General features: G+C 64.2%; 9 protein-coding genes and 1 pseudogene. 4 read left to right on the top strand and 6 right to left on the bottom strand.

Annotation, left to right across the window (positions count from 1 at the left end; translation table 11 throughout):
• The coding region (locus tag BRAS3843_RS23165; protein ID WP_035982526.1) for an SIS domain-containing protein at positions 1-281 on the bottom strand (281 nt) is incomplete at its 3' end.
• A 66-nt stretch (positions 282-347) separates the two neighbouring features.
• Positions 348-1,406, bottom strand: a complete 1,059-nt coding sequence (gene waaF, locus BRAS3843_RS23160; protein WP_008971494.1) for a lipopolysaccharide heptosyltransferase II — start codon at positions 1,404-1,406, stop codon at positions 348-350.
• 137 nt (positions 1,407-1,543) lie between these two features.
• Here waaF and rfaD point away from each other — a divergent pair, with 137 nt between their 5' ends.
• Genes rfaD through BRAS3843_RS23140 form a run of 4 tightly spaced genes read left to right on the top strand, consistent with a single transcriptional unit; the run spans position 1,544 to position 7,246 of the window.
• Positions 1,544-2,524, top strand: coding sequence for an ADP-glyceromanno-heptose 6-epimerase (gene rfaD / locus BRAS3843_RS23155; protein WP_008971493.1), 981 nt, complete (start codon positions 1,544-1,546; stop codon positions 2,522-2,524).
• Positions 2,525-2,548: 24 nt separating this feature from the next.
• Positions 2,549-4,018 carry a D-glycero-beta-D-manno-heptose-7-phosphate kinase gene (gene rfaE1 / locus BRAS3843_RS23150; RefSeq protein ID WP_008971492.1) on the top strand — a complete coding sequence of 490 codons (1,470 nt, stop codon included), beginning with the start codon at positions 2,549-2,551 and terminating at the stop codon, positions 4,016-4,018.
• Positions 4,018-5,301, top strand: a complete 1,284-nt coding sequence (locus BRAS3843_RS23145; protein ID WP_008971491.1) for an O-antigen ligase family protein — start codon at positions 4,018-4,020, stop codon at positions 5,299-5,301. Before rfaE1 ends, BRAS3843_RS23145 begins: the two co-directional genes overlap by 1 nt.
• A 31-nt stretch (positions 5,302-5,332) precedes the next feature.
• Complete coding sequence (locus BRAS3843_RS23140; RefSeq protein WP_008971490.1) at positions 5,333-7,246, top strand: nucleoside-diphosphate sugar epimerase/dehydratase; 1,914 nt, start codon at positions 5,333-5,335, stop codon at positions 7,244-7,246.
• Here the strand turns inward: BRAS3843_RS23140 and BRAS3843_RS23135 are convergent.
• From BRAS3843_RS23135 to BRAS3843_RS23120, 4 genes and pseudogenes are all read right to left on the bottom strand, one after another.
• Positions 7,232-8,254, bottom strand: coding sequence for a glycosyl transferase (locus BRAS3843_RS23135; RefSeq protein ID WP_035982528.1), 1,023 nt, complete (start codon positions 8,252-8,254; stop codon positions 7,232-7,234). The two genes, BRAS3843_RS23140 and BRAS3843_RS23135, sit on opposite strands and share 15 nt — an antisense overlap.
• A gap of 2 nt (positions 8,255-8,256) precedes the next feature.
• Positions 8,257-9,411 (bottom strand): glycosyltransferase family 4 protein, encoded by a 1,155-nt coding sequence (locus BRAS3843_RS23130; RefSeq protein ID WP_008971488.1) that lies wholly within the window; start codon positions 9,409-9,411, stop codon positions 8,257-8,259.
• A gap of 125 nt (positions 9,412-9,536) precedes the next feature.
• On the bottom strand, positions 9,537-10,760 hold the full coding sequence (locus BRAS3843_RS23125; RefSeq protein WP_139024955.1) for an acyltransferase: 1,224 nt from the start codon (positions 10,758-10,760) through the stop codon (positions 9,537-9,539).
• A gap of 132 nt (positions 10,761-10,892) precedes the next feature.
• Positions 10,893-12,209, bottom strand: a pseudogene (locus BRAS3843_RS23120) (hypothetical protein); the annotation flags it as partial.

The following is a 12,209-nucleotide window of genomic DNA, read 5'->3' as shown; positions in this document are numbered from 1 at the left end:
CCGATCGCGGTCAGCGCCGAGGTGTCGGTCGTCAGCGCGATCGCGGCGTATGCAGGGCGCTCCTTCTTGTAACGGCCGACGATCTCCGCGGCGATGTGCTGGGCATCCGCGGCGCTGCCGCCATTACCGATGATCAGGAGCTTGTTGCCGGCACGCAACGCCGCAATGATGATGTCGGCTATCTCGCGCGCCGTCGCCAGCAGCGTTGCATCCTTGCTCGCACGCTCGAAGACTGCGAGCGATCGGGCGAGATGGGCTGCGATGAGGTCGGGCTGGCTCACGATTCGGGCTCGGTGACGGGGTGCGCTCTTCCGTACTGATCGGTCGTGCGATCCGCAACCATGCCGTTAGCGCGCGGCGCGGGCGCCGACCTCGGCCAGCACGCGGCCTGCGATCTCCGCGACCTCGGTGGCCGGGATGTCGCGCATGCAGCGATGGTCGTTCATCCGGCAGATCGGGCGGTGGCAGGGCTGGCAGGGGACGTGGGTCTTGGTCTGGATAGTGGCCGCGAGCCCGTTCAGCGGCGCCCAATGATAGGGGCTGGTCGGGCCGAAAATGCCCATCGTCGGCGTCCCTAGGGCTGCGGCGACATGCATCAGCCCGGAATCGTTGGAAATCGCCACCTGCGCGGCCGCCAGCGCCAGCACGCCGTTGCGCAGGTCGGTCCCGGTGAGATCTCGCACCTTCGACCCGCCGGCGGCCACGATCTCGTTCGCCAAATCCTTTTCGCCGGGGCCGCCGACCACCCAGACATCGACCCCTTGCGCCGCCAGCAGGCGGGCGGCCTCGCCGTAATAGGGCCAGCGCTTACCGGAGCCGACTGAGCCGGGCGCCAACGCCACCGCGGGTCCGGTGCCCACACCATTGGCCTGCCGCCAGCGTTCGACCTCCTGGGGTGGAACCCGGAGCTGCGGCACCGGCCATTCCGATGGCCGGGGCGCCCCATCCGGCAGCGCCAGCGCGGCCTTCTTGTCGATCAGCCGGGGCAGGGCCTTCTCACCCCAGCGCCAGCGATTGACCAGGCCGAAGCGGAATTCGCCGACGAACCCAACCCGTTCCGGGATACCGGCCAGCGCCGGTGCGATCGCCGATTTCCAGGTGCGCGGCATGATCAGGCAAGTCTGGTACCGCCGTTCACGCAGGAGGGCAGCAAGACGCCATTGTTGGAGCAGCGCCAGCCGGCTGCGTGGCAGGTTCCACACAATCCCGGCGCGCACACCGGGCATGTAATCCAGTAAAGGGGCGCAGAGCGAAGTGGTCAGGATATCCACCGGCCGATTCGGCCATCGCTCCTTTAGGACGCGCACGACGGTATGGCCGCGGACGAAATCGCCGATCCACATATAGGGGATGATCAGGATCGGGCCTGTCTCGTCCGCTTCCGTCACGATTGAGTTAAGATTCATTCTTTGTTCGCTTCGCGCTCCAGCTCCGCTGGTAGCTGCTCGGCTGCGTGAGGTAAAGCCATCGCGCAAACCGCTTACACTTTGCCGGCGCATGCGCTACGGCAGAGGCCGCTTCAAGCATCGAGGTCTGCAAGGAAATGTTGCTCGTAACCGGCGGCGCCGGCTTTATCGGGTCGAATCTGGTGGCGGCGCTCAACGACGCCGGGCGGACCGATGTCGTTGTCTGCGACCGGCTCGGGGATGAGGGCAAATGGCGCAATCTTGCCAAGCGGCAGCTCGCCGACTTCGTTCCACCGGCCGAACTTGCCGACTGGCTGAAAGGACGGCGGCTCGACGCCGTGTTGCACCTGGGTGCGATCTCCGAGACCACCGCGACCGATGGCGACCTCGTTGTCGAGACCAATTTCCGCTTCTCGCTGCGGCTGCTCGACTGGTGCACCGCCAGTGCAACGCCGTTCATCTATGCCTCGTCGGCCGCGACCTACGGCGATGGCGCGCAGGGTTTTGCGGACGATCCGTCGCTGGCCGCGCTCAAGCACCTGCGCCCGATGAACCTCTATGGCTGGAGCAAGCATTTGTTCGACATGGCGCTCGCCGCACGCGCCGAGCGGCGCGAAAAACTGCCGCCACAACATGCCGGATTGAAGTTCTTCAACGTGTTCGGCCCCAATGAATATCACAAGGGCACGATGATGAGCGTGCTGGCGCGCCGCTTCGACGACGTCAAGACAGGGCGACCCGTGCAGCTGTTCAAATCGCATCGCGACGGCATCGCCGACGGCGACCAGCGGCGCGATTTCATCTATGTCGAGGATGTCGTGCGCGTCATCCTGTGGCTGCTCGCGACGCCATCGGTATCGGGTCTGTTCAACGTGGGCACCGGCGAGGCGCGCAGCTTCAAGGACCTGATGCTGGCGGCCTATGCCGCGCTCGGCGCCACGCCCAACATCGAGTACATCGACATGCCCGAGGCGATTCGCGGCAGCTACCAATATTTCACGCAGAGCGAGGTCGATCGGCTGCGCGCGGCCGGCTATAACGGCGGCTTCACGACGCTCGAGGATGCGGTCGGCCAATACGTCAGAGGCTACCTCGACTCGACTGACCGCTTCCGCTGATTTTCGATCCAGAGACCCCCCGCGATGTTCGATTTCGATGCCCTGTCGCAAGCGACCGCCCGCCAGACCGTGCTCTGTGTCGGCGATCTCATGCTGGACGAATTCGTTTATGGCGAGGTGTCACGGATCTCGCCGGAGGCGCCGGCTCCGGTGATCGCGGTCCAGCGCAGCGAAATCAATATCGGGGGCGCCGGCAATGTCGCCCGCAACATCGCCGCGCTCGGCGCGCGCTGCATCTTCGTCGGCCTCGTCGGCGATGACGCGGCGGGCCAGCAGTTGAGGGCCGAACTGGCGCGGGAAGCCGGCATCGAGAGCGTGCTGGTCACCGATCCGGCGCGGCCGACGACGCGCAAGGTGCGCTTCGTGTCCGAACATTACTCGACCCACATGTTGCGCGCCGACTGGGAGCGCGCGGCGCCCGCCGCAGCCGAGGTCGAACAGAAACTGATCGATACGATTCTGCCGCTAATCAATCGCGCCGACATCGTGCTGCTCTCGGACTATGCCAAGGGCGTGCTGACGGCGCGGGTGATCCGGCACGCCATCGATGCGGCGCGCAAGGCTGGCAAGCGCGTCGTCGTCGATCCCAAAAGTGCGAATTTCGCGATCTATCGCGGCGCCACCCTGCTGACTCCGAACCGCAAGGAATTTGCCGAAGCCACACGCAGCCGCGCCGACACCGAGCAGGAGATCGCCGTTGCCGCGCAGGATGCGATCCGGCTTGCCGATTCCGAGGCGATCCTGGTGACCCAGAGCGAGCGCGGCATGACCCTGGTGCCGCGCGAGGGCGCGCCTGTCCACGTGCCCGCTTATCCCGTGAAGGTCCGCGACGTCTCCGGCGCCGGTGATACCGTGGTGGCCGTGCTGGCTGCGACGTTGGCCGCCGGTGCCGACTGGGAGGACGCCCTGCGCATGGCGAGCGCCGCTGCGGCGGTTGCCGTCAGCAAGCAGGGCACGGCCAGCGTTACCGCAGCCGAACTGCGACACAAGATCCTGCCGCCCGCCTATCTCGCTGCCGAGGAAAAGATCGTTCGCGGCGATGGTGACCTTGCGGCGCGGGTTGCGGATTGGCGAGAGCAGGGGCTGCGTGTCGGCTTCACCAATGGCTGTTTCGATATTCTGCATCCTGGCCATGTGAAAGTGTTGACCGCCGCGCGTGCCGCCTGCGACCGTCTTGTGGTCGGTCTCAATAGCGATGCATCGGTGAAGCGGCTGAAGGGCGAGAACCGCCCGGTGCAGGACGAACGCGCGCGCGCCGAGGTGCTCGCGGCGCTTGAGGCGGTCGACATCGTCGCGATCTTCGGCGAGGACACGCCGATCCGCCTGATCGAGCTGGTGAAGCCGAGCGTGCTGGTCAAGGGCGGCGACTACACCCGCGAGCAGGTGGTTGGGTACGAGATCGTCGAGGCTGCAGGCGGCCAGGTGATCCTGATCGATATCCTCAAGGGTTTTTCGACCACCGCCCTGGTCGATCGCGCTCGGGGAAACACGTGATGACGGCGCTCACTGGCGAGTCCCCGGTCGTGCTGCCGTTGCGACGCTGGCGCGACCCTGCGGCCTGGCGGACCACGGTCGACGTGGTCGCGATCCTGCTCGCGGCTGCGCTGCCCTGGTCGACGTCGCTGGTCTCGATCCTCGGTGTTGTCCTGCTGATCACGATGCTACCGCATCTCGATCTCAAGGCGTTTCTGCGCATGCTGCGGCGGCCGATCTCGATCGCACCCATCGCCTTGTTCGCGCTCGCTCTGCTCGGCACGCTCTGGTCCGACGCAGCCTGGGGTGCACGGCTCTATGCCGTAGGTCCTGCGGCCAAGCTGCTGGTGCTGCCGCCGCTGTTCTATCATTTTGAGCGGTCGCAGCGGGGCGTCTGGGTCTTTGTCGCATTCTTGGGCTCGTGCGTGCTGATGGTGGTGGCGTCAACAGCGGTCGCCTTCGATCCCGCGCTGGCGCTGAAGCCAAATGCGGATCACGGTATCTTCGTGAAGAATTATATCGATCAGAGCCAGGAATTCTCGCTCTGCGCCGTGGCGCTGGCCTATCCGATGGCGCGCTTTGCGGGAGAGAGACGCTGGCCGCTCGCCTTGCTGATGCTGGTGCTCATGTTGGCCTTCCTCGCCAACATGGTCTTCGTTGTCACCTCGCGTACGGCGCTGGTGACGATACCGATCATGCTCGCGGTGTTCGGCCTCATCCATCTGAAGTGGCGCGCCAACCTCTTGATCCTGCTGGTGGCGCTCGCGCTCGGCGCGACTGCCTGGACGGTTTCACCGCAGCTCAGGCAGAAAGTCGCGACCTTCACCGACCAATATCAGGCCTACAAGGAAGATCGTGCCGTCACGTCGATCGGCGAGCGGCTGGAGTTCTGGCGCAAGTCGCTGCATTTCTTAGCGGAGGCACCGCTGATTGGTCATGGCACGGGAGCGACGCGCCATCTGTTCGAGCTTGCCGCCAGCGGGCGCTCCGATCTGTCCTCGGGACAGGTGGTCGGCAATCCGCACAACCAGACCCTCTACGTCGCTGTGCAGTGGGGCGCGCTCGGGATCATCATCCTGTATGCCATGTGGCTGTCGCATCTGTTGTTGTTTCGCGGCGATGGGCTGGTCCCCTGGATCGGTCTCCTGGTCGTGGTGCAGAACATCTTCACCTCCTTGTTCAACTCGCACATCTTCGATTTTCATGAGGGATGGATGTATGTCATGGGTGTGGGCGTGGCGGGCGGCATGGTGCTGAAGGCGCGCCTGCAGGGGGCGTCATTCCCGGAGAGCACCGCGTCATGAAGCTCGGTTTGGTTCACGGGTCGATCGTTGCATGACACGTCTCTCCCATCTGACGTATCGCAACGTCCTGATTGCGGCCCACGACATCTTGGCCAGCGTCGCGGCGCTGTTCGCGGCGTTCTACATTCGCTTCGAGGGTGCCAGCGCATTCTGGGACCGGGTTCCGCTGCTGCTGCAGATCCTGCCTTATTTCATCGTCTTCAGCTTCGTCGTCTTCTATGTGTCAAACCTGATGACCACCAAATGGCGGTTCATCTCGCTGCCTGACGCGCTCAATATCGTCCGTGTGGCGACCGTGCTGACGATAGCGCTCCTGGCGCTCGACTACATCATCGTCGCACCGAATGTGCGCGGCACATTCTTCTTCGGCAAGCTCACCATCATCCTGTTTTGGTTCCTGGAGATCTTTGCACTCAGCGCGCTACGCTTCGCCTACCGCTATTTCCGCTACACGCGGGTGCGCCATCACGCCAAGACGGAGGATGCTGCACCATCGCTTCTGATCGGGCGCACGGCCGATGCGGAAGTCGTGTTGCGAGGTATCGAGAGCGGGGCGGTGAAGCGGGTGTGGCCGATCGGCATCCTGTCGCCGTCGATCTCCGATCGCGGACAGATCATCCGCAACGTTCCGGTGTTGGGCGGGATCGACGAAGTCGAGGATGTCGTGGCCGATTTCGCGCGACGAGGGAAGCCGATCGCACGTGCCCTGATGACGCCGTCGGCCTTCGAGCCGGAGCTCCACCCCGAAACGTTTCTGATGCGGGCGCGTCGGCTCGGGCTGATCGTGAGCCGGCTGCCGTCACTCGAAAGCGGCGAGGCGCCGCGGCTCGCGCCGGTGGCGGTCGAGGACCTGTTGTTGCGGCCGAGCGAGAAGATAGACTATGGGCGGCTGGAAGCGCTGGTGAAGGGCAAGGCGGTCGTCGTCACCGGCGGCGGCGGCTCGATCGGCGCGGAGGTCTGCCATCGCGTCGTGACCTTCGGCGCAGCGCGGCTCTTGATCCTGGAAAACTCTGAGCCTGCGCTCTATGCGATCACCGAGACGCTCGTGGCGGCGAACGAGGGCGGCGCAGCCGTGGAAGGCCGTATTGCCGATATCCGCGACCGCGAGCGGGTCTTCCGGCTGATCTCGGAGTTCAAGCCAGATCTGGTGTTCCATGCCGCAGCGCTGAAGCACGTGCCGATCCTCGAGCGCGATTGGAGCGAGGGCGTCAAGACCAACATCTTCGGCTCGATCAATGTCGCTGACGCCGCCGTGGCAGCCGGCGCCGAGGCCATGGTGATGATCTCGACCGACAAGGCGATCGAACCGGTCTCGATGCTCGGCCTGACCAAGCGCTTTGCCGAAATGTATTGCCAGGCGCTGGACCGCGAATTGGCTGGGCGGCCGGGAGGGCGGCCACCGATGCGGCTGATTTCGGTGCGCTTCGGCAATGTGCTGGCCTCGAATGGCTCGGTGGTGCCGAAGTTCAAGGCGCAGATCGAGGCGGGCGGTCCGGTCACGGTCACGCATCCGGACATGGTTCGCTATTTCATGACCATCCGCGAGGCGTGCGACCTCGTCATCACCGCAGCCTCGCACGCTTTGGCGCCGGAGCGGCCGGGCGTCTCGGTCTATGTACTCAACATGGGCCAGCCGGTCAGGATCGTCGAACTCGCCGAGCGCATGATCCGCCTTTCCGGTCTGCAGCCCGGCTACGACATCGAGATCGTCTTCTCCGGCATCCGGCCGGGCGAGCGCCTGAACGAGATCCTGTTCGCGAGCGAAGAGCCGCCCGTCGAGATCGGCGTGGCCGGCATCATGGCTGCGAAGCCGAATGAGCCGCCGATGCTGGCTTTGAAGAAATGGATCGCAGCGCTGGACCAGGCGATCACGCGCGACGACCCCGTCACCATCAAGGCAGTTCTGAAAGACGCCGTGCCGGAGTTCGGCTCAACCGCCGCGTGACGCCCGCGCCTCGCGAGGCTGCGAAAAACGGCGGAGCACGAGGGCGACGGCAGCGACGCCGATGATCAGCAGCATCAGGCCGGCGCTCATCGACGCGGATACGATCGATGCGCCTGAAAGTCCCGCAAGCACCAGGTTGAGCAGGAACACCTCGCCCACCACCTGGGTCACGGTGAAGCCGTTGTCGGTCGCGCGCTGGTAGAAATGCGTGCGGTGCGCCGCCCAGAAGGGCTCGCCGCGCAGCATCCGCCGCAACAGCGTCAAGGTCGCGTCGGCGAGATAATAGAGCGGCAGCAGCAGCGCAGCCACGACGTGGCCGTGCCAGGCGAGCTCCAGCAGGCACCAGCCGAGTAGAAGCCCGATCGGCAGGCTGCCGACATCGCCGAGAAACACCTTTGCCACCGGCCGGTTGAACGGAGCGAAGCCGAGCAGGGCACCGCAGAGTGTCGCAGCGATGATCGTGGCCGGCGGCGGCAGCAGGCCGGCCACGCCGAGGGCTGCGAGGGCTGCCGTGATCGGCACCGCCTCCGCCACCGTCATCAGGTCCAGCCCGTCCATGAAGTTGACGAGGTTGACGAACCACAGGCCGCCGATCAGTAACAGCGTACGTTCGATTGCCAATGGGATCGGAAGGATCCTCAGGTCGTCCGGCGCGGCAAAGACGACCAGGCCGACCGCGAGCGCTTGCAGGAGCAGGCGCGGCAGCACGGGAATTGGCCTGATGTCATCCACCAGCCCAACCAGCGCGATCAGCGGTGCGGCGACGAACAGCAAAGCCGGCGGCGCGGCGCCGGCTGTCAATGCGTAGCCGCCGCCGATCAGGAGCGTGGCCGCGATCACGGCGATCCCTGCGCCTTGCGGCGTCGGTACCTTGTGGGAGGAACGGGCATTCGGCCGCGCCAGGGCGTAGCGCTGCAACAGCGGGCGTAACGCGACCATCAAGACCGTGCAGACGACGGCCGTCGCAATGGCGGCCAGCAACAGCATGATGATGTCGGCAATGGTCATCATCATAGGACGGGGATGCCGGATGTCAGCCGGTCATAGAGTGCGACCACCGAACGGCCGATGATCCTGGCCGAGAGTTTGTCTTCGACCAGTTGCCGGGCAGCCTTGCCATATCGCGCACGCAAGTCCGGCGATTGCGCGAGCCGTTTCATCGCGTCGGCCAGCGCGACCGGGCTCTCGATCGGGACCACCAATCCGGTCTGGCCGTTGATTGCAATCTCACGGCAACCGGGCGCGTCGGTCGAGGCCAGCGGGCGGCCGCAGGCGGCGGCCTCCAGCAGGCTCACCGGCAGACCCTCGCGGTGCGATGGCAGCACGGCGATATGGCAGCGCTGCCACAGCTCGGTGATATCCTTGATTTGGCCGAGCAGCGTGATTCCCGCTTCACGCCGCCACTGCTCGATTTCGTCCGGCGAGACGGAGGCCGGATTGGCCGGATCAGGACTGCCGGCGATCAGCAGGTTGAAATCATGTCCTTCGGCGCGCAAAAGCCTGTGCGCCGCGACCAAGGCGCGGATGCCCTTGTCGGTGAGAAGGCGTCCGGCAAAACCAAAGCTGATCGGGCCGTCCGGCTCGGGCAAGGGCTGAAAGCGATCCGTGTCGACGCCTGATCCGGGGATCAGCGCAATCTTTTCCGGCCGGACTCCGAGCGCGCTCAGCGCGTCGCGATCGTCGGGGTTCTGCACCAACACGAAGCTTGAGGATCGGTTCATCAGGCGGGGCAGCAACCACACCATGGCCTGCTTGGTCACCCGTGAACGCAGCGTGCTCGAGGTGAAGACATAGCCCAATCCGGTGATGGCATTGACCACGGGAATGGAGCTGCCGAGCGCCGCCAGCGACCCCAGCACGCTCGCCTGCAGGCCGGAATGGTGCACGACATCGGGTTTGACCGCCGTCTCGACCGCGCGGATCGCCCGGACCGTCGGCAGCGCCGCCGACGGCGACAGCCCGCCCCGCTGGAACGGGATCGGATGCAGGATGAAGCGCTCAGCCGCGATCGCGGAGGCGCCCGCATTGACGTTGGTCGCAACATGCACCTCATAGCCGGCGTCGCGCGCGGCGCGCGCCATAGGCAGGCGGTGCATCAGGAAGGCGTAATCCTCGTTCGCGACATAGAGGAGCCGTCGCGGCGCGGCGGGGTAGGGCGGGTGCATTCGGCTCACGATAGCGGTGGGTCGAAGGCGCCGTATACGGCAAGCCGGCGCTTTCCGCGAGGGGTTATCGGGGCTTTCCGGTGTGGGCGATGAGCTTCGGGCGCCGGTCGTCGATCAGGCGCTGATCATTTGCGCGTTGAGCCACCCAGGAGCCTGTGTCCGACAGACCTGAACAGCAATTGGGCCGGTCGTTCGTACCGCGTGTAGCAGGCTCTCGATACCAGGATGGCCATGGCCATGCCGACCATCACCCAGAGCTCAGGCATCGGAAACTGCAAATGCGTCGTCGCTCGCGAGATCGCCCAGATCACGGGATCGTGCAGCAGGTACAGCGAATAGCTTGCTTGGCCGCCCCACACCATGAGGGGGAGGCCCATGAGTTGCGCCGCGCGTGACTTCTCAGTTGACGCAGCGAGACAAAGGCCAGCAAACAGGATCACGCATGCCGAGGTGTCGACCATTGAGAACTGCGATCGCATCTGATCGACCGCGGCAATCGCAGCCACGCAGAGGGCAAAGGTAAGATCGGCCCATAGCCGGGGCAGCCGTCCTCCCGCGAGGACGACCTGAGCCGCCGCGACGCCGATGAGAAAGGATGGCAACCGCATGAGCGGTGAGTGATAACCGAGCCAGAACAGGAAGGATGCTCCACTCGATTGATCCACGTCCGCGTAAGTGAAGCCGAGCTTCAGGATCAGATCGGTATATTTCACGAATCCCACGGCCATGATCGCGCCGAGAGCTCCGATCCCGAGTAGCGCGGCCAGGGCCCCCCATTTGCTCAACCGGTTCGCAACGGGCGCAAGGAATGGATAGACAACGTAGAAAAACGCTTCAGTCGCGAGCGACCACATCACGCCCAATAGCGGATTGGAAATCGCGTTGAAGATATACCTGGAGTCATCGACTCGCCAGAACCACCAACTGGTGGTGAAGGTCAGGAAAAATGGGGCTGATCTCACCAGCGGCGCAGGGTTCTGCTTCGCCACGAGTTCATAGAGAAATCCGATGACAAAGACGACCAGGAAGAGCGGATAAAGTCTGGACCAGCGCGCAATGAAAAAATCTCGCAGGCCGCCCGGCTGCTGCACGCTAAGGCGATAGTTCCAGTGGATCACGAACCCGCTGAGGACAAAAAACAATGTCATCCCGACGTTTGCCAGATGCGTCAGCGTCCAGACCGTCAGCGTCATGTTGTCCCAATCGCCGGGCGGATGGATCTGATAGGTCGCGTGCGAGGCCATAACGGAAAAGGCCGCGACGAAGCGGATACCATCAAGGGCAGCTATATGACGCAGCGGGACCGGCGAGCCGCACCCAGGCGTGGTCCAAGATGACGCGGCTTCCAAAAGTCCGATCCTAACATGACGAACGGTCAACTTCGCCGAAAGTCATTTCCGGCGGGCGGCATAGGCTGATTATGCATGGGGGAGGGACGACCGTCCATCGGCTCCGTCGGTGGTCATGCGTCGCTGCCACGCTCAAACGAAATGGAAGTCATGCAGTTGGGCCAACAGCTGCGCAACAGTGAGCGGTTGCGGAGGACTTGTGTGGGCCTGGTCGAAGACGGCACCGCCCGACGGATGATCGTCGTGTGCTGCGGCGATCAGGGCGTTGAGGCCCATCGTCGCGGACTGAACCGGCTGAGCGGCTGGGGCGAAATCAACGCTGCTGGGGGGGCTAAAGTTGGGCGCGAATACGAACGTATCGTGGACCGTGGAACTGGGGACGACCGGACCGGCGCTCGTGGCGAGAGTGGTGGCCGCAATGACCGGTGTTCCGCTGTTGCCACTGTCAGCGAAGTCGAAATTGTCCTGAGCCGGGACCAAGCTCATCTGCACCGACTGAGTTGCAGCGGGCGTCGTTGCGGGAGACGTTCCAGACGGAATGCCGATCGTGCCGTCGCCATTGAGGTCCTGATGGAAGGTGTTTTCGTAGGCTTCAAAAGCGCTGGCAGTTCCTGATACGCCATTGAGAAGGTCCTTGACGTAGTTGCCACTGCCGTCGACGTTCCAAATGATGTAAAGCCCCGAGGTGGTGTTCTTCCACGCAACATCGTAGCCCCCCGACACAGCTTCTGCGCCGACCGGTGTCCAGGCGCCGAATTCGCCGGAGTAGACGGGAGCGCCTTGATACATCAGTCCGGGGCCGCTATTGCCGCCAACCGGTACCATAAAATAGTTGCTCTCGACCTGCAGCAGGCTGGTTGCACCCGATGTCTCGATATTTGTGCCCGCAAGCCCGATGGTGCCGTCGCCGTTGAGATCCTGGTGAAAGGTAATCTCATAGGACTCTACGACAGCGTTGGTCGACGACGCGCCGTTGATGATGTCCCTGACGTAGTTGCCGCTGCTGTCGACATTCCAGATGATGTAGAGGCCTGAGGAGGTGTTCATCCAGGCGACATCGTAGCCGCTCGACACCGCTTCCGCACCGATCGGTGTCCAGGCGCCGAATTCGCCGGAGTAGACTGGTGCGCCTTGATACATCAGTTCAGGACCAGTGCCGCCGGCAACCGGATTGAGTAGGTAGTTGGCGCCGACCTGCGTGAGGCTTGTCGCGCCGAGTCCCTCGATCGTGGTGCCTACGAGCCCGATCGTGCCGTCCCCGTTGAGATCCTGGTGAAAGGTCGTCTCATAGGATTCCAAAACGGCATTGGTTGCCGACGCACCGTTGATGATGTCCTTGACGTAGTTTCCGCTGCCGTCGACATTCCAGATATGTAAAGGCCGGAGGATGTGTTCTTCCAGGCGACATCGTAGCCGCCTGACCCCGCTTCGGCGCCGATCGGCGTCCAG

The organism is Bradyrhizobium sp. STM 3843 (genome assembly GCF_000239815.1).
Taxonomy (GTDB): domain Bacteria; phylum Pseudomonadota; class Alphaproteobacteria; order Rhizobiales; family Xanthobacteraceae; genus Bradyrhizobium.
This window is presented reverse-complemented; position numbering and strand designations above follow the sequence as displayed.